The 18201-nt window shown below is 57.9% G+C and carries 15 protein-coding genes; 9 read left to right on the top strand and 6 right to left on the bottom strand.

Going from position 1 to position 18201, the window contains the following annotated elements; genetic code table 11:
• Positions 1-367: 367 nt before the first annotated feature.
• On the top strand, positions 368-1234 hold the full coding sequence (locus LCM4573_RS21765; protein WP_244505387.1) for a formylglycine-generating enzyme family protein: 867 nt from the start codon (positions 368-370) through the stop codon (positions 1232-1234).
• A gap of 34 nt (positions 1235-1268) precedes the next feature.
• On the opposite strand, the gene LCM4573_RS21760 is transcribed toward LCM4573_RS21765, so the two are convergent.
• Positions 1269-1940: an SDR family oxidoreductase gene (locus LCM4573_RS21760; RefSeq protein WP_071008479.1), complete on the bottom strand. Its 672-nt coding sequence runs from the start codon at positions 1938-1940 to the stop codon at positions 1269-1271.
• Between the two features lie 205 nt (positions 1941-2145).
• Here LCM4573_RS21760 and LCM4573_RS21755 point away from each other — a divergent pair, with 205 nt between their 5' ends.
• Together LCM4573_RS21755 and LCM4573_RS21750 are read left to right on the top strand one after the other, a co-directional pair.
• Positions 2146-3153, top strand: coding sequence for a LacI family DNA-binding transcriptional regulator (locus LCM4573_RS21755; RefSeq protein ID WP_244505386.1), 1008 nt, complete (start codon positions 2146-2148; stop codon positions 3151-3153).
• Positions 3154-3195: 42 nt separating this feature from the next.
• Complete coding sequence (locus LCM4573_RS21750) at positions 3196-4692, top strand: sulfatase (protein WP_071008478.1); 1497 nt, start codon at positions 3196-3198, stop codon at positions 4690-4692.
• Between the two features lie 84 nt (positions 4693-4776).
• Here LCM4573_RS21750 and LCM4573_RS21745 read toward each other — a convergent pair whose 3' ends face one another.
• Positions 4777-6564 carry a chloride channel protein gene (locus LCM4573_RS21745; protein WP_071008477.1) on the bottom strand — a complete coding sequence of 596 codons (1788 nt, stop codon included), beginning with the start codon at positions 6562-6564 and terminating at the stop codon, positions 4777-4779.
• Between the two features lie 172 nt (positions 6565-6736).
• Complete coding sequence (locus tag LCM4573_RS21740) at positions 6737-7774, bottom strand: LacI family DNA-binding transcriptional regulator (protein WP_071008476.1); 1038 nt, start codon at positions 7772-7774, stop codon at positions 6737-6739.
• Positions 7775-7921: 147 nt separating this feature from the next.
• On the opposite strand from LCM4573_RS21740, the gene LCM4573_RS21735 reads away from it, so the two are divergent.
• The 6 genes from LCM4573_RS21735 to LCM4573_RS21710 all read left to right on the top strand — a co-directional run bounded on the left by LCM4573_RS21735 (position 7922) and on the right by LCM4573_RS21710 (position 13882).
• Complete coding sequence (locus LCM4573_RS21735; protein WP_071008475.1) at positions 7922-9358, top strand: sulfatase; 1437 nt, start codon at positions 7922-7924, stop codon at positions 9356-9358.
• 112 nt (positions 9359-9470) lie between these two features.
• Positions 9471-10211 carry an ABC transporter permease gene (locus tag LCM4573_RS21730; RefSeq protein ID WP_198539769.1) on the top strand — a complete coding sequence of 247 codons (741 nt, stop codon included), beginning with the start codon at positions 9471-9473 and terminating at the stop codon, positions 10209-10211.
• Positions 10208-10978, top strand: coding sequence for an ABC transporter ATP-binding protein (locus LCM4573_RS21725; RefSeq protein ID WP_071008473.1), 771 nt, complete (start codon positions 10208-10210; stop codon positions 10976-10978). The genes LCM4573_RS21730 and LCM4573_RS21725 overlap by 4 nt, the downstream gene beginning before the upstream one ends.
• 61 nt (positions 10979-11039) lie before the next feature.
• Entirely contained in the window at positions 11040-11996 is a 957-nt protein-coding gene (locus LCM4573_RS21720; protein WP_244505385.1) for an aliphatic sulfonate ABC transporter substrate-binding protein, read from the top strand.
• A 559-nt stretch (positions 11997-12555) separates the two neighbouring features.
• The gene (locus tag LCM4573_RS21715) at positions 12556-13206 is read left to right on the top strand and encodes a transcriptional regulator (RefSeq protein ID WP_071008471.1); all 651 of its coding nucleotides are present in this window, start codon (positions 12556-12558) and stop codon (positions 13204-13206) included.
• Between the two features lie 70 nt (positions 13207-13276).
• Complete coding sequence (locus LCM4573_RS21710; protein WP_244505384.1) at positions 13277-13882, top strand: hypothetical protein; 606 nt, start codon at positions 13277-13279, stop codon at positions 13880-13882.
• 70 nt (positions 13883-13952) lie between these two features.
• Here LCM4573_RS21710 and LCM4573_RS21705 read toward each other — a convergent pair whose 3' ends face one another.
• From LCM4573_RS21705 to LCM4573_RS21695, 3 genes are all read right to left on the bottom strand, one after another.
• On the bottom strand, positions 13953-14237 hold the full coding sequence (locus LCM4573_RS21705; RefSeq protein ID WP_244505383.1) for a type II toxin-antitoxin system prevent-host-death family antitoxin: 285 nt from the start codon (positions 14235-14237) through the stop codon (positions 13953-13955).
• A gap of 990 nt (positions 14238-15227) precedes the next feature.
• The gene (locus LCM4573_RS21700) at positions 15228-16529 is read right to left on the bottom strand and encodes a Coenzyme F420 hydrogenase/dehydrogenase, beta subunit C-terminal domain (RefSeq protein ID WP_071008545.1); all 1302 of its coding nucleotides are present in this window, start codon (positions 16527-16529) and stop codon (positions 15228-15230) included.
• Between the two features lie 115 nt (positions 16530-16644).
• A complete protein-coding gene (locus LCM4573_RS21695) occupies positions 16645-17700 on the bottom strand; it encodes a polysaccharide pyruvyl transferase family protein (protein WP_071008469.1) in 1056 nt (351 codons plus the stop codon).
• Between the last annotated feature and the right edge of the window lie 501 nt (positions 17701-18201).

The raw sequence follows: 18201 nt of genomic DNA, 5'->3' as shown, positions 1-18201 counted from the left end.
GGCAGCCGATGGCGGCGCTTGCTTCCGCCTGAAGTATGACGGACGGAAATTGCCTTTCCTGCAGACCTTGCGCAATGCCCACGAAGGGATAAACGTGTTCTGCATCGAACCTGCGACCCACGACCGCCTGCCGCGAAAGGAGTTGCGCGAGATGGAAGCCCTGGCATCAACGCCGCGTGGCGGCTCGCACATGTTCCATCTCGAAATGCTTTTCGACAGCGGCAAGTAGCTCTTGTAAGCACAGTTCGCCGGAATGGTAAAGTTCGGAGATATGATGAGCGGATGCTGTTCGGCAATCAGCCGAGACAATGGAAGTGAAGGGGCGGAGAAAACTGCGAAGATTTCATCGCGGGGCAAGGGCGGTGATGTGATCGCGGTCAAGGGTGGCGAAACCTTCGTTGGAACCAACGATCCGGCCCTTGTCATTGATGGCGAAGGCCCGGAACGCAAAGTCAACGTCAACGATTTCTTTCTTGAATCCGAAACCGTCACCGTCTCACGCTTCGCAGAGTTCGTCGAGGCTACGGGATACATCACGGAAGCGGAGAAATTCGGCTACACTGCGGTGTTTGCCGGCCTTCTACAGGATAAGATGCGCGTGGCGGAAAATGTCGCGGGCACGCCCTGGTGGGCGCGCGTTCACGGCGCAATCTGGAATGCGCCGGAGGGCCCTGGGAGTTCCATCGAGGAACGTATGGATCATCCCGTGACCCAGGTTTCATGGAATGACGCCATGGCTTTCGCGCAATGGGTCGGCGGGCGTCTTCCGACGGAGGCTGAATGGGAGCACGCGGCCAGAGGCGGAAACCGCCGCCGGCGCTATCCCTGGGGTGACGAAGAGCCCACCGACGAAAAGGTTTTCTGCAATATCTGGCAAGGCAGGTTTCCCCACGAGAACACGCTGGCGGATGGCTTTTTCGGTACTGCGCCCGCCCGCAGCTTCAAGCCTACCGAAGATGGTTTTTACAATCTTTGCGGCAATGTGTGGGAGTGGACGAGCGAGCCATTCCGAGTGAGATCCCTGTCGCGCCACGCGAAGATCCGCAACGAGCAGGCGAGAAAAAATAGCGACAAGGTGCTCAAGGGTGGCTCGTTCCTTTGCCATAAGAGCTACTGCTATCGATATCGGATTGCTGCCCGCATGGGCCTGTCGCCGGATAGTGCCTCCAACAATACCGGCTTTCGGATCGCCTATGATGTCCGTCCCGATGCGAGCAGCAACTCCGGTATGTGACCGAGGATAGTGCGGAGGCGGGCTTGCATTGCCATCACCAGGGAAGAATCTGACCATTGTAATTGTAGAATGTACCGGTTTGGTGAGGACCGGCTTCGGCAATGACTTCCCGCATGCGGGAGACGCTTGCGCAAGCCGTCAGGCCGGCATCGCCTGCTGTTGCAATATTTCCGGGATGAATGCCGAGTACGCAGATCTGTCGTGGCGCGAGATCGATCGCGAAGCTCTTCATGATCATGTTCAGGCCCGCCTTGCTTGATCGATATGCGTAGGAAATGCCTGTATTGTTGAGGCCGATCGAACCCATGCGGCTGGAAACGAAGGCGATCACCTTGAGGTCACTCCGTGCCACATGCTCGATGAACGCTCTGGAGACGACGAAGGCGCCGATGAGGTTCACCTCGAGCATCCGCCGCCAGAGGCCAAGATCGGTATCGGCAAGGGAAAGATGAGGGCCCGGAATGCCGGCATTGTTGAGTAGGATGTCTATTTTCGCGGAGTGTAGCTCGTTCGCCAATTCCAAAACCGTGTCCGTATCGGTGACGTCGAGTTTCATGACCTTGACGTTCGAGCCGAAGTCATGTCGGGCGAGAAGCTCTTCAGGGTTAAGGCAGGTGGCGATCACGCGATCGCCTCTTGACGCATATTGAAGGGCGAACTCTTCGCCCAGACCGCTGTCGCAGCCGGTAATTAGCACAGTGGCCATAGTTGTTCCTGTTCAAGAACAGTTTCGGAGGAGCGTCCGAACGCCCCAAACGACACGAATTTCCGATCTGCCCGGGTTTGACGAAAAAATCATTTGGTATCGTTTTCAGGAAAACGTCAAGGCGCAATTTAAGATTTGACATTACACTGGTTTACCTCTCTCCTTCAGTTATGAAAACGCTACCATGTGAAACTTAAAAGCCTGCATGAAAAAAGCCATAACCCGCCGTCCGAAAATGGCCGACGTCGCGCGCATGGCGGGCGTCTCGATCACAACCGTTTCGCGTTCCTATAACGAGCCGGATGCCGTTTCCGAGAAGATCCGACTGCGGATCGCGGAGGCGGCGCGATCGCTCTCCTATATCCCCAACGTGATGGCGGGCAGCCTTGCGGCCACCCGCAGCAAGACGGTGGCGGTGGTCGTGCCGACTCTCAACAACTCGGTTTTCGCCTTGACGCTGGAAGAGATGACTGGCGTCCTCAACCGCCGCGGCTATCAGGTCATGGTGTCATCCAGCGACTACGTTCTCGAACGCGAGGAAGAACTCGTCAAATCGCTGCTCTCCTGGTCACCCGCCGGCATCGTGCTGGTTGGCCGGCACCACACCCGCGGCACGCTACGCCTCCTGGTCGAGGACGGCCTGCCGGTGGTGGAGGTCGGCGAATATCTGGAAGGCGCGATCGACAGCAATATCGGTTTCTCGCATCGCGAGGTCGGGCGGCGCATTGGTCGTCATTTCGCGGATCTTGGTATCCGCCGTCTCGGACTTGCCTTGGTGGCATTGCCAGGCGACCACAGGGCCGCGGATCGCGCCGCGGGCTTTCGCGAGGTCGTGCACGAGGCAGGGCTTCACCTGGAGGAATTCGTCCTGTCCGAGCGGGCATCGTCGAAGGGGGGCGCTACGGCATTTGCTGACCTGATGGGGCGGCCGGACCGCCCGCAGGCCATCTTCTTTTCCAATGACATGCTTTGTTTGGGGGCGCTCTTCGAAGCTGGCCGGCTTGGCATTCGTGTCCCCGATGACGTGAAGCTCTGTGGTTATGGAGATTTCGACTTTGCGGCTACCTCATCGCCTTCGCTGAGTTCTGTCCGCCCACCCGACCGGGAGATCGGCCGGCAGGCGGGCGAGCTTCTGCTGGAGAGGTTTCGGGGTGAAGGAGCACCCTTATCAATCAATCTTGGCTTCGAGCATATCGTGCGTGCCTCCGGTTAGGTGGATGCCGGCAATGCTCGAAGCCTTAGGCACGAGAAACAGATGGCAAAATCTCAAAAGCGCCCCAACATCGTCTTCGTCATAACGGACCAGCAGCGTTTCGACACGATCGCTGCCGGCGGTTTCCCCTATATGAAGACGCCAACCTTCGACCGCATGGTCAGAGAAGGAACGTATTTTCGCAAGACCTACGTGACCTCGCCCTCCTGCGCGCCGTCGCGTGCGAGTCTCTTCACAGGCGTTTATCCGCATACCAACGGGGTTTTTCGCAATGACGAGCCCTGGGTGTTCAGCTGGGTACAGCAGCTCGCCGAATCCGGCTACCGCTGCGTCAACGTCGGTAAGATGCATACTTCTCCTTTCGAGGATTCCTTCGGTTTTCACGAACGGCATGTGGTGGAAAACAAGGATCGTGCGACGGCTCGCCTGCCGTTTTTTCTCGACCAATGGGACAAGGCGATCTGGGCACGCGGTTTAGAGAAGCCAACCCGCGTCACCTATCGCAGGCGGGAGGATTACCGATCCTCGCTTGGTGCGTTCGTCTGGCCGCTCCCCGAGGATCTTCATTCGGACAATTTTGTGCCCCACCTCGCTCGGATGTGGCTGGATTCCTATTCTGGCCAGGAGCCGTTTTTCCTGCAGATCGGCATTCCGGGGCCACATCCGCCTTACGATCCGACGCAGGAATATCTCGATCTCTACGCCGATGCCGATCTGCCCGAGCCGATCTTGAGCGAGGAAGATATAGCAGCTCAGCCTTCTGCGCTCCGCAAGCTGCGTGAGCAGCATCTGACGGTCGATCACGACGCTGTCGTGCATCTTGCGCATCCCACCAAAGAACAGCTGCGGCGCCAGCGGCAGCATTATTTTGCGAATGTCTCGATGATCGATGCCCAGATGGCAAAACTGATAGAGGCGGTCGAGCGGCGCGGCGTGCTCGAGGACACGATCTTCATCTTCACGTCCGATCATGGCGACAGTCTCAATGACCATGGCCACAGTCAGAAATGGTCGATGTACGAGCAAAGCGTTCGGGTGCCTGCCATAGTCTGGTCTCCCGGCCGCGTGACGGAGGGCAGGGTGGTCGACGATCTGGTATCGCTCTTCGATTTTGCACCGACCATTCTGGATCTCGCCGGCTTGCCGGTCCCGAACTGGATGGAGGCGCAATCGCTGCTGCCTTATCTCATTGGCGACGAGTGCGAGCCGCGGAAATTCGTGTTTTCGGAGCATGCCGGCGACCGGATTTTCAGCGGCACCGAATTCATGACGATGATCCGCAGCCAGCGCTACAAGCTCGTGCATTTCGTCGACAGCGACGAGGGGCAATTATTCGACATGGATAACGACCCGAAAGAGATCGACAACCTCTGGAACGATCCGGCGCATCAGGCGACCAGGGAAGAACTCATTTCGGAAATTTTGAAATGGCGGATAAGAAGCTCGCTCAAAACGCAGAGCTGGACACTGGCGAGTGTCAAACTGGGGGCGAATTCGGGGCGCACGCCAGCCGGCAATGCCTGGCAGGGCGGCGAATGAGTTTGCAAAAGAGAGGTCGCCAAGACAAAGGCAGTGCCGTTTTGTTGGCAGGTGAGAGAACGACCTGAGGCTCGGGCGAGCTGCTCAGATGGCCTCACCCACCGCCTCGCGACGCCGTCGATCGAGTTCCTCGCTATATCGTCTCAGGGTGTGAGCCTCGCTCAATAGGCCTACGACCCGGCGCTCGATAAGATTGTTGACGACTGCCAGCGCGTCACTGCGTGTTTTGTCAAAGATCGCGGCGGCCTGTTTGGCATTCATCCGCGGCTGGAGGAACTCGTTGCGATAGCGAATGAACTTCTCAAGCGTCGCCTCCTGAACAGTGACTTCCGCGCCGTATACTTCCGCAACGAGGACGATGCCGACATAACGATCATCGTCATCGACCAGGATTGCTCTTTGGGTCGAGCCGAGGGGAAAAGTCTCGCGGAACTGCTGGAGCGAGAGATTTGCATTTGCCTTTTTGACGTCCGGCCTCATCAGCTTGTCGACTGTCAGATTGCGTATCCAGCCGATGTCGTGCGCGCTTCGTATGCTTTCGCCGCGCAGGTGGAAGCGCCACGTGGCGAAGGAGTAGCCGAATGTGGTCCTTACCACCACCGAGGAGCTGATGGTCGCCGCAAGCACCAGCGCGGTGATGGGGAAGTCTCCGGTGATCTCGAGAGCAAGGAATGTCATTGTCAGCGGTCCTCCGATCAGCGCAACCGCCAGCGAACTCATGCCGACGACGGCATAGACAGTCGGCGTCAGTGAGCCGCTCATGATGGAATCAACGGGGAAAGCGAAGATTTTCCCAAGTAGTGCGCCCATGAAAAGGGAGGCGAAAAAGAGGCCGCCGCGGAAGCCTGAACCGATCGACACGGCCGATGCCGTCGCCTTCAGCAGGAAAATCATCGCGAGCGCTATCAGGCTGTTTTGCGTGTCGAGATTTAGATGCAGCGCCCCATGACCGGCCGACAAAACCTGCGGGGTGATCATCGCCAACAACCCGACGACGATACCGCCAAGTGCCGGACGCAGTGCCGGAGGGATGGAACTCTTGCGCGCCAGCTGTTCAGTGAAGGTCACCCCCTTCATGATGGCGATACCTATCATCGCGCACAAGGCTCCGAGCAGGATCGCCGGCAGGAAGTCATGTGGCGCGACAGCGCCGATCTCGCCAACCTCGATCAGGAAGGTATCGCCGGACATTGCTCTGGCGACGAAGGTGGCAAAAATGGCAGCGACCACGACCGGCGCAAGCGCAACGGTGCTGTAGGTACCGATGATCAGTTCGAATGCATAAAAGGCACCGGTCAGCGGCGCATTGAAGGCGGCTGCGATGGCGCCGGCGGCGCCGCAGCCGACAAGGATGCGAAGATCTTCCCTTCGGAAGTTCAGTTTCCCGCCGAGCTTCGATGCAATGCCCGAGGACAGCTGGGTATAGCCGGCTTCCAGGCCGACCGATGCGCCAAAACCGTTGGATACGAGATTCTGGACGGCTACGATAATGCTGTCGGTCAAGGATATACGGCCACCGTAGAGCGCATTCGCCTCGATCGGATCGACGATCGGCCGGTTGCGCCTTTTTCGCAGCAGCAGGAAAACGATGCCCATCATAACGCCACCCGCGATCGGCGCGGCGAAAACCAAAAGCTGGTTGTCAATTGAAGCGGCACTCAGCCACTCRCCATCGGATATGCCGAAGATCAGGTGATGGAGAGCCTTCGAGATCCAGCTCATGCCGCTTACCACGCAGCCCGAGGCGACCCCGACCAGTGCAGCGCAGGCGATCAGTCCAATTTCGCTACCGCGCGCGAGAGCCTTCTTCTTGAAGAGCTTAAAGCGTATTCGAATAGCGTGGAGGAATATGGAGATCGTGGTGGAATGCATGTGTGCAGCACTACTGGGTTGATGGCATCTGCGAAGACCTGGCCGAGATCGACGCTTCACAGGCAGGGGCTTCGGGAAACGACAGTTCGCGGCACGATCGTATTACCCTTTTGATGTCATCGGCGATGTCGAAGGGGTCGCCGAAGTCAAATACAGCCGACATCGCGGAAGTCTAGGCATTCTTCTTATGAGTGCTTTCGCGGGCGACGAGTTCCCATTCGACGATCGTGGTACATGGTTCCGCCCCGTTGATGCGCGCCAGGATCGCCTCGGCGGTCAGTTTGCCGATGCGTTCCCGGTCCGGACGTACGGTTGTCAGCGGCGGGGTAACGCAGCCGGCTGCTTCGTTGTCACCAAACGCAATCACACCAATGTCGTCCGGGACGCGCTTGCCGAGCGTCTTCAGTGCGCGCAGGACGCCAAATGCCACGACATCGCTGTTGCAGGCTATCGCGTCGATTTCGGGGTGGCCTTCGATCAGTTCGAACGCCAGTCGTTCCCCGAGTGCAGGGCTGCCACCCTGTTGTGCAGTGTGCTTTAAAACTTGGGGCAGGCCAGCTACCGCAGCGGCAGCTTCCAATCCGTTCAAGCGTTTCTGGGCGCGCCTGTCGTTCTCGCGAACGCTGCCGATAAAAGCAATCCGCCGGTAGCCTCTGGCAATTAGGTGATCCGCCTGTGCGGCGCCGACGCGCGTATGATCAAAACCAACGGCGGTGTCGATCACCTCGCCATCCGTGTCCCACATTTCGATGATTGGGATAGCTGAGGCCTTGAGGAGTTCCACGACTTTTGGAGGATGATCGACGCCGATGATGGCAATCGCAGCCGGACGCCAGCTGAGGATAGACCGAACAAGCTTCAATTCCTGATCGGCATTGTACCGGGTATTCGCCAGCATGACCTGCAGGCCGCTCTCCAGGAGGGCGGATTGAAGTGTATCGATGATGCTGGCGAATTCTGAGTAATAGAGTGAAGTCACGACGACGCCGACGATATCCGATCTCGTGCCCGAAAGTCCGCCGGCGAGCCGGTTAGGCACGTAATTCAACTCCTCCATGGCCGCGTTGATGCGCCGGCGCAGCTCGGGGCGAACCGTGTTGGGTGCGCGCAGAGCCCGCGAGACGGTGTTGACCGAAACGCCTACCCGCTCTGCGATCGAGGCAAGGGTCGGGACCGGGCGTGCGCCCCTGTCAGTGATTTCCGTTTCCATTTCGAGCCTGTATTTCGCTAAAGTGAGCGTTGCGTTACCGTTAACTTTATGCCATCGTTTCAGATATGAGGCAAGCGAAAGAGGCGGGAATACCGGTCTTTCGCCGGATGGCGAGCTCGAAATCGGCGCCGCGGAGGAGCAGGACATATGGCTGAAAGGCCAAATATCATTTTGATCATGACTGACCAGCAACGCTACGATTCGATCGCAGCGCTTGGATTTCCATATGCGGTGACACCTAATATCGACCAGCTTGTCGAGAAGGGCGTGGCGCTGACCAATTGCCATATCACGGCGCCCAGCTGCGTTCCCTCACGCGCCAGCCTGTTCACCGGTTATTATCCACACACAACCGGCGTTCTGGCCAATGGTCAGAAATGGCAGCGGACCTGGGTCGAGCAGCTTCGTGAAGCGGGTTACCGCTGTGTCAATATCGGCAAGATGCACACGATCCCATACAATTCGGACTCGGGTTTTCACGAACGCTATGTCGTGGAAAACAAGGACCGATACATGGAAGGGCGCTGGTATTTCGACGAGTGGGACAAGGCACTCGCTGCCAACGGCCTTGTCAAGCAGCAGCGCGAAACCTACCGCGAGCGTGACGATTACGCCAAGCGCCTCGGTGCTTTTGATTGGGAGCTGCCGGAGGATCTGCACTCCGATGCCTTCGTCGGCAATATGGCGAAGTGGTGGGTCAACACCTATCCGCCCACCGAGCCATTGTTCCTTCAGGTGGGCTTCCCCGGTCCGCATCCGCCGTTCGATCCGCCGGCCCGTTACTCCGATCCTTATTTGAGGCGCAACGATCTGCCGCTGCCRCAGCCGACGAAGGAGGAATTGCAGTCGCTTCATCAGGAGCTGAAGGACAAGCGCAAGCATGATGTTGAGGTCGATCATGACTCCGTCGTCTGGAGCCTTGATCCGACCCCCGAGCAGATGCAGCGGCTCTGGGCCCATTATCTTGGCAATGTCACGCTGATCGACGAGAAGGTCGGCGAGCTGCTCGAGGCGCTCAAGGCTCGGGGTTACCTGGAAGATGCGATCGTCATCTTCACGTCTGATCATGGCGAATGCCTCGGCGAGCACGGTCTGATCCAGAAATGGTCCATGTATGACATCGTCACACGTGTGCCGACCATCATCTGGTCGACCGCGGGACGGTTTAAGGGTGGACGTTCCATCGACGGTCTGTGCCAGCTCTTCGATCTCGGTCCGACCATTCTCGAATATGCCGGTATCACGCCGCCGGGTTCGTTTGAGGCCAAAAGCCTAAAGCCCGCTTTGGAAGGGGGAGAGTGGACGCCACGCAGCCATGTTTTTTGCGAACAGATCGGCGACGTGGCGATGGCTGGCGGCGTGGAGTTCATGACGGGGGTCAGAAGCGCCAGGTGGAAGCTGGTGCATTTCAAAGGCTCGAAGGATGGTCAGCTATTCGATCTAGAGAACGACCCGCAGGAGGTGAGAAACCTCTGGAGCGATCCGGCCCATGCCGAACAAAAGCGAGAACTCCTGGATGTCATGCGGGACTGGCTGATCGAATCGAACTTCAAGACGCGTGATGTCATGGCGGATGCGCGGTGAGCCGCCGCGGTCGAGAAACAGGCAAGCTTTCGCGGGAGGCATGATCTTGTCAGTTGCAACAACCGAAGAAAAACCCTCGCCGGCGCAACAGCCTTCCAGGCTATCGCGACCGATGGGTATGCTCGCGATCAACATCGCAGCCGTCATCGTCGGCATAATGCTCTGGGCCACGGTGACGGCTCAGGGCATCGTCGGCCTTCCCACACCGCTGGCGGTAACCAAACAGGCTCTTGTCCAGGCCCAAAACGGACTTCTCTGGTCCGATGCACTGGCAAGCCTTGGCCGCGTTTTCACCGGTTTCGCACTTGGCATTGCCGTAGCTATTCCGGTCGGCTTCCTGATGGGCTGGTATCGCATCGCTCGCGCGATTATTGAACCTTATGTGCAGTTCTTCCGCACGATCCCGCCGCTCGCCATCATTCCACTGGCGATTGTTACCATGGGGATCGATGAAACGCCGAAGGTTTTCGTCATCTTCCTGGCCTCCTTTCTGTCCAGCGTCGTTGCGACCTATCAGGGCGTCGTCAATGTGGACAAGACGCTGATCAATGCTGCCCGCGTGCTTGGCGCCAATGACTTCACCATCTTCCGCAGGGTCATCGTTCCCGCGTCGCTGCCCTACATCATGGTCGGGGTGCGTATAGGCCTTGGCTCGTCCTGGGCAACTGTCGTGGCGGCCGAACTGATCGCCGCGCAATCCGGTCTCGGCTTCCGCATGCAGCAGGCGCAACTCTATTACGACCTTCCGACGATATTCGTCAGTCTCATCGCAATCGGCGTCCTCGGTCTCATCATGGATAGGATCGTTATGGCAATCGATGGCGTGCTGACCGCCTGGCAGGAAAAACTATGAACACCAAGATCTCGTTCCAGAACGTTACCAAGACGTTCAATATCGCCGGATCAGCGTCCTTCAACGCACTCCAGGGCCTCAATCTCGATATCGAGGATGGCGAGTTCATCACTGTGGTCGGCCCGTCGGGATGTGGCAAGTCCACTGCTATGAACATCGCGGCCGGGCTTACTGGGCCGACATCCGGCCAGGTTCTGGTCGACAACGTGCCTGTGCGCGGCCCGGGGCCTGAACGCGGTGTGATCTTTCAACAGTATGCGCTTTTCCCTTGGTTGACGGTCCGCCAGAATGTCGAGTTCGGTCTGCAGATAGCCGGGCACCCGAAGGCGGCGCGCCGGAAGATCGCCGATCATTTCATCGGACTTGTAGGCTTGAGTGACTTTGCGGATTCGCTGCCGAAAACACTGTCCGGCGGGATGAAGCAGCGTTGCGCGATTGCCCGAGCTTATGCGGTCAACCCGAAGATCCTGCTGATGGATGAGCCATTTGGCGCGCTCGATGCTTTGACGCGCGTCCAGTTGCAGGATCAGCTTCTTGCGACATGGAGCAAGGAGCGCCGCACGGTGATGTTCATCACCCATGATGTCGATGAAGCCGTCTACCTGGCCAGCCGTGTCGTTGTCATGGCTGCTCGGCCGGGGAGGCTTCATAAAATCGTTCCGGTGAACTTGCCATATCCGCGTACGGAAGAGATGCGTCTTTCACCGGAATTCGCGACCTTACGCAATGAGGTCTGGCGATCGGTCTACCACCCCGCCGCTGCCTGACCCTTTGCTCCCCAACAGCTGTCAAAAGGAGGAATTGTACATGCTGACGAGACGAAATCTCATGAGGACCACAGCGGCCGTGGCTGCTGCCAGCGCCTTTTCGATCGGGGGAAAGGCGGCTGCCCAATCCGCTGAAATGACCATTGGTTACATCGCCGACTTCCCTAACGCGAGCGTGTTGGCGATCGCCCAGGACCAGAAGCTATGGGAAGCCGAAGGCATCACGCCATCGGTGAAAGTCTTTACCAATGGTCCAATCCAGATCCAGGCAATGGGCGCCGGTAGTCTGAACTTTGGCACGATCGGCCCTGGCGCGCTGTGGCTTCCGGCCAGCGGCCGCGCCAAGGTGGTCGGTGTCAATGACATCGGCTTTTCCGACCGCGTCATCGCTCAGRGCAATATCGGTTCGATTGAGGATCTCAAGGGCAGGAAGGTCGGCGTGCCGCAGGGCACATCCGGCGACATGATCCTGCGTATGGCGCTGGCGAAGGCGGGAATGACGATCAACGACATCCAGATGGTTCCAATGGATCCGCCAACCGTTGTCTCGGCCTTTACCTCGAAGCAGATCGACGGGGCGGGCATCTGGTACCCGCTGATCGACACGATCAAGCCTCGTGTTCCGGATATGAAGGAGCTGGCTTCCAACCAGGACTTCTTCCCGCAGACCTCGTTTATCAACACCTTCGTCGCACGCAACGAAATCGTCGAGCAGAACCCGGAGCTGGTTAAGACATTCCTGCGCGTCATGAAGAAGGCAATGGACTATCGTGCCGCGAACCTCGATCGGTCCATTCAGATCACCACGGCCTTCCTCAACGCGCCGGCAGACGCGACCGAAAAGGTCGCCCGCAGCCGCAAGATGCTCACGGCTCAAGAACTGGACGACTTCACCAAGGATGGCACCGTCAACAAGTGGCTGGAGGATTTCAACAAGATGTTCCAGGAATTCGGCACGGTTCAGACGCCGCTGCCGCCCGAGCAGATCTATACCGGTGATCTGTTCACCGGGGCGTAAACCCCATCCGCTCCGCGATAACCATCGGGGAGCGGAAATATGCGCGCCTAGAACGTAGCATCCAGCGCGCCGGCAAATGGATTCTATGGGCTTTCTGGTTCCACGGTTGTCGGCTTATGGGCGCTTCCAGCAGGGTCTGGCATTCTGCATGGGGTCGACGATCCGCCGGATGCGGCGAGGATGCGCCAATGCATTACCGGGGCGAGGGGCAGGGTGCCGGTAAAGCCCGTCGAAGATCACCTGACCTTCGAAGGGGATGGCGAACATAAATATCAGGCAGTTCGAGCAGGGTGTAACTGGCCCAGATGTGATGCTGCCAAGAATAGCTGGTTCGCGTATTGCCGTTTACTCCAAATATCACAAGGTAACCAGCGAGAACGCAATCAGTCCCAATCGCCGCCCGTAAAATCCTTCCATTGACCAAGGGCAATCTGGAACGAGCAAGGGACAAACTTGCCGCACGTCTAGACTATTCGCGTGGCAGTCGCTATTTGCGGCGCTTGTCGCGATTCTGAGCACATCGCGGAAACATCATCACGGTTTCTCCAAGGCTTTTACAGTGAAAAAAGTTCAACGCAGTTTTGCCGTCGAGTACAAATTCAGTCGCCGCAAAGCCGATCCCAAATCGAACTCCATTTGGGGCAATATGGATCTTAGGTCTGTAGCACAAGATGTGCAGGAAGTGGAGATGACACGTCTATCGAAGGAGCCGCGGAGCGGTAAGCCAGGCAGCCAACCGTCTTTATCTGCAGAAGAACAGGCCGGACCGTTGTTGACTCTTCCGACCGGACAGCAGACAACTGCATCGGCTTTACAGGAGATCAAAATGGCCGATGAAAAAGATACGATGACGAATGCTGACCCGGCGGCCGTAGCAGCGTCGGATGTACCTAAGAAACAGCGTAAGCCGCGCGCCAAGAAGGCGACACCCGAAATTGCGTCAGCCGAGGTCGCGGCGGAGCCTGTAGGCGGAAAGCAGAAGAGAGCGCGCAAGCCGAAGTCGACCGGCAATACGGGCAGCGCCAAGCGCACGCCTGTGAGACGCGCTTCAAAGGTTGCCAAGACGGCAACTGTCGTGCCAGCGGCGGCGATTGACGAGATGGCGGACCTTCTGCAGCTGGAAGAGGAAAACCAAAAACTGCGCAAATTGCTTGCTGAAAAACTTCGTGCTGAAAATGCCGATTTGCGAAAGCGGCTGAAGCTCGATTGATAGGCAGCACACGGTCGATCCCGACCGCGTTTCATAATGCCGATCGCGATGTTCAATTCGGCGGTTATTGTTGCCGCCGAAGTCTGAACTCGTATCCTGCATTCCGGTAGAACATGAGGTCAATAAAATGGCGTCTCCATGGAAACTCCTTGCTCGCTGGGTTTCACCGCGACGGGAGCCTAAGGAAGAAAACCGTTCGACCAATGACGTTAAGCCGGACGTGCGGGACGACACCGAGCCACTTGAAACAACCATCCACGACGGATTAGTTTCCACGGAGCTTCGGGTACCGGAGCAGCCCCAACCTCACGATCAGATCGGTACGCCAATAGAGGATCTTGAGCACGCCCGAGAAACGGGAAGCAGAGTTCAGGCGATTGCTGACGTCGAACGCGATACCGGAGTTGAGGCCGCTCACATGGCCTTATCCAAGGCCGGAGGTGCCGGTGCTTCCGATACTTTGAAGGTCACGCGGACGAGTGAAGGCGCAAAGCGCACACGGAGCAAGCGTGGCAAGAAAGCGGAAGCAGTCGAGGTCGCTCCCCTCCAGTCTACCATTTTTGATGACGTAGTAAGCCTTGATGAAGAGATCGGGTTGCTCCGGGACCAGTTGGCTCGCAAGCTTCACCTGCAAAACATGCAACTGCGGACGATGCTGAAGCGCTTCGAACGCTGAACGCACGTGATTTGGACACCCAGGTGGGCCAATTGGCTAAGGGGTGCAGCCGTCGCCCTTACCGAACCGCTCAGTCATCCTTGGTCGCCTGATAGTCGGCAGAATCCTGTTCAAGCTGCGTTAGGAACATATCAGCCAAGTCGCCGGGTATTTCGCCCTGACCATAAGCGCGGCGTGGATCACTCTCCCGCTTGCTCATACGCTCATAAAGTTCTACCGGCATAACGACCACGGAAGCACGACCATGCTTGGTCAAAACGATCGGCTCACGCATAGCCTCATCGTGATAACGTCCGAAGTGCCTAACGAACTCGACAGAAGAAATTGTCCTGTCCTTCATGGTTTTAGCCTTCATCACCTCGTTTTCTGGAAATTCTGTAATACACAGATTTTACAGAAAAATTAAACCTTTTTCGTGGTCTCGCAGGTCAATCACGAATGAATCCCGGTGGCGCGGCTGAGTTAGGGGAGGGGCAAGGAACCCATAAAACTCCGACGCACCAAGCCTCGATATAAGCGTTTGCTGATATATTGCGCAACCTTCCGGTTGCTCACATCTTCACGGCCGCCGCTGAAGGACTTGACGACGCAAGAGATGGCGAGGATGGAGGAGTTGATAGCGGCACAAACGGTGACATCTCGCTCCGCTATTTCGGTTTGGACGAAAACGGCATGATTTAAGTTTGTGGTGAAGCGTTGGGACCGGAGCCGGCGCTTTCTGGCCATCTGGCGCGGTTGAAGGGCTTGCGCTACTTCATGCGTGCGTCAAATTCGATCCAACATTCCGATGCCGGGAAATTTGGCTTGCGAACGTTGATGGCTGGTTTGAACCTCGATAGAGGCGTCTATCGCCTGAACCGACCTCGCATTCCATCCCCTCAGATCATGGCCTTCGAAGTGGGAGGTCGAAGGCATTGGTCCAACGTGCCGTTGCCATTTCGTCCGGAAATCGCTCGCTGCGGAGAACCGAGCAGTTGCCGCCGGGGTCAAACGTGAATGATTATCCAGGTCACGCCCAGCGCCGCACACATGATGAGAAATGGTCACGAAATCCAACCATGTTCGCTGCCATAGATCCTTCATAGCTCCTGGCCCCGCGATCTTCATAGTTTGTGAAACGCTACCCAACGCGAATGAGGCATTTTTTTCCCTCTCGCTAGCCGTGGGGCAGATTTTGGAGCTTTTGGGGGCCGAGCTTTGACGCCGTTTCAGGCCTCGGCCCCGTTGCCGGGGAGCGACAGGGGAGGCTGGAAACTGAGGGCTTCCTTTGGTCGAGCAGACACGTTCACGAAGATCGTACCGGAGATGGGGCCTGGCGGGGGACCCTGCTCCCCTCTCATTCAATTTATCTTCGAGATTCAAAGTCTCCGAAGCCAATTCCTGCCAGAAGCCGGCCTAATTTACCCCGTGAATAGACAAGACCGTGATAGCTCGCCAGTGCAACGCGAGCCCAGGCGAAATACAGTTGGGGCCATTTCAGCCAGCGCGCCAGCCAGAAGACCCTGTGGCTCCAATGGCTGATTGCGTATCGCATGGTGTAGATCGTCTTGCGTTGCACGCTCAAAGCATGGCTGCCCGGCACGACCCGTTTGCGCGGACGAATGCCTAACCGAGGCCAGGTGAGCCGGAAGGACAGACCTTCGCGCCGCTGTCGGAAACCGGCCGCCTGGGTGGCAATGATAAAGCTTGGCTCGACCGGCACCAGAGATAGCTGCTGCGCGTCAATACCAGCTTGAATGAGTCGGAGCAGGGAAGGGGAGCGGACGATGATCACGTTGGTTCCCCTTCCATCGGAAGAATAGGGTTCCTGCCAGGCGTCGCCGAATGCGATGTCGGCAGTCTCGGCCACCACATCATCGCAGAAATTGCAGGCCGGGTTCTGGAAGAAGCCGGCTCCCCAGTCGCCATCGGCCATATGCCACCAATCGAGGGCCGCTGTGCTTCCATCCGTCAGCGTCATCTGCGCCCGATACCAGTTGGCGGGCCGATCAGGGGATTTCGCCCGATAATCGAAATGTTCCGCCTCGCGGAGGTCCCGATGCATTTGCCATGCGAAACTTTCCGCCATGCGGGCGCTTTTCATGTGCCCGCAGAAAAGGCCGAACGTGAAGGAGATCCGCTCCTTCAACAGGGGTTCGGCGGCGCAGGAAAGTCGAACGGCCTTGATGAAGCAGGGTATACCGATAACGGCATATCGGCCGGGGGTCTTGCGGATTTCATCGAGCACTCCCGACAGCTCCACGGGATAGTAGCGGGACTTCGCACCGGCGCGAAGATCCGCAAGCGTCCGCGAAAGCGTGTAGCGAAACAGCGGCTCGTTTGCCTGCGGGTTCATGTTTTCAGTTACGTGTGCCACGCCATCAACCATGCCGCGGATGAGAAGCTCCTTGGCGACCCATGTCACGAGCCCGCCCGAACTTCCGTTTGTCCGATAATCCGCTTCCTCTACATGGCCAACGAAGGCCGTTTCGTAACGGCCAAGCAGCGGGTTCTTATGCGCTGCTGCGGGGAAATGCCGGAGAGCCAGTTCGTCTTCATCGTCGGCGGTCGGAGAGAACGGACAAATAGCGGAGAATTCACGGCTCGGTTGTCGAAGCCATGCGGCAGATCCGGACGGCTTTAACTGGCCATACCGATCGAAGGTCATTTCTTGATCCTCTCGCCCGGAACCGGCCAGGCAGGCGCCGCAGCCGATGCAGAGGCCGGAGCGCAGGATATCTTGGCGGGCGCATGGGCGTCCTTCCATGGGCTTCCGGAGAGCTCTACCGGGTGACATGGAGGAGATAGTCATTCGAATTGCGCCTCAGTGCCGCGATGCGCTCCGAAATCGCCTGTTCGGGCGGATACTCGAGCGCCTTAGGTAAATCCATGGAAGCGTTTTCCTCTGTTACGAGACGGCGATCCGCGCCGATGAGGGTGGTAAGGTCGCGGATCTTGTTGGAGCGGTAGTCGGAAAGCACGCAGGCAAAGGGCCTTCCATGCACGAGGGCGAAGACGCAGCCATGGAAGAAATTGGTTGCGACGGCGCGAGCTCCGGCGATGAAGCCCGCGAATTCTTCAGGCCCGGCATCGATCCATTGCCGATCGGCCCAATCGTTCCTGTAGCCGATGCTGACGAGAGGATATCCCTTTTCCCGCGCCCAGGCCCGCACGGACCTCTGGAACCAGAGTGGAAAACCGTGTCCGTAAAGGGCTATATAATCCCGTTCGGGATCGACTTTTTCCGTCGCGGCGATCACCTGCGGGAACTGAAGGCATGGATCCAGAACAAGCTCCGGCTCATAGCCTAAAAGATCGCGAATGAGCCGTGCGGAATTAAGGTCGCGGACGGATATGTCGGCAAAGCTCAAGAGCTTGTCGGTCCACAAGCCGTCCATGCCGACGGAAGATGTCTGGTTGCCGAAACTCGCGGCATAGGAGGCGAGGCGCGAGGAGCGAAACCCCTCGCCGTAAAAAAGCAGGGAACCTCCGTACCATGGATGCTTGAGATTCCAGACTTCATCGCTGCCGATGAGGACGAGATCGAAATCTTCCGTTCGTGGAGCCGCCTCCAGAGGGAAGGGCTCAGACAAAGGCAATGCGGCAATCGAACGGAAGAATTTCCGGATCTTGGCCCTATAGAGCGCGTGATCGCCATTCTCGTTCGGGACCGGCCGAAGAGCGCATTTCCACTCCGCCCGATCGACGCGGCGGGACTGGTATTCGAGAAGCATGGCATCGTGGCCCATGGAGCCGAGCCCTTCGACAAGGCAGCGCGCCTGCCAATAGGAGCCGTAGTTTATGCATCGATGAAAAGTAAGAACCCCGATCTTGCGCACGGAAATACCCAGACGACACGTGTCGAGCAGTAACCGAATAGAAGCGGCAGAGTTCCATGGTTTTTCGCCTGCAAGACTCATGTCGGCTTGCCGGCATTAAGCCTCGATTCAACGGACTCAGCTGGGTTCTTCGAGCCCAACGACGAGGGCGAAGAGGGTGCGATCACGACCGTGACCTGCGAGAACCCAGGAGGGAAGGGCAATAGTGAATTTCCACGAAGTCTAACCGTCCGGGGAGGCGCTTGAAGAAGCGCTACAGGGTTCGGTGGCCGCGTTGCCGGAGTAGCTCGACGAATTGCTTTCCAGGATAGGCGAGTAGCGCGGGTCAGGAAATTCACCTCGAGGGAACGTCCGCTCTTGGCAAGTGACCCCATTGACCTTCTGGCCGGGTCGGGGCGGTTCTGGACAGGTCGCTTTTGCGCCGTTGGCCGTGAGAACGAACATTCACGGTTTGTCCGTTGAGGGCGGGCTCCCTCGCCGATGTCAGTGTCAATCCGTTAG

Origin of the sequence: Rhizobium sp. LCM 4573, assembly GCF_001854865.1 — a bacterium.
Taxonomy (GTDB): domain Bacteria; phylum Pseudomonadota; class Alphaproteobacteria; order Rhizobiales; family Rhizobiaceae; genus Neorhizobium.
The sequence above is the reverse complement of the archived record's forward strand: the minus strand, read 5'-3'. Positions and strand labels throughout refer to the sequence as shown.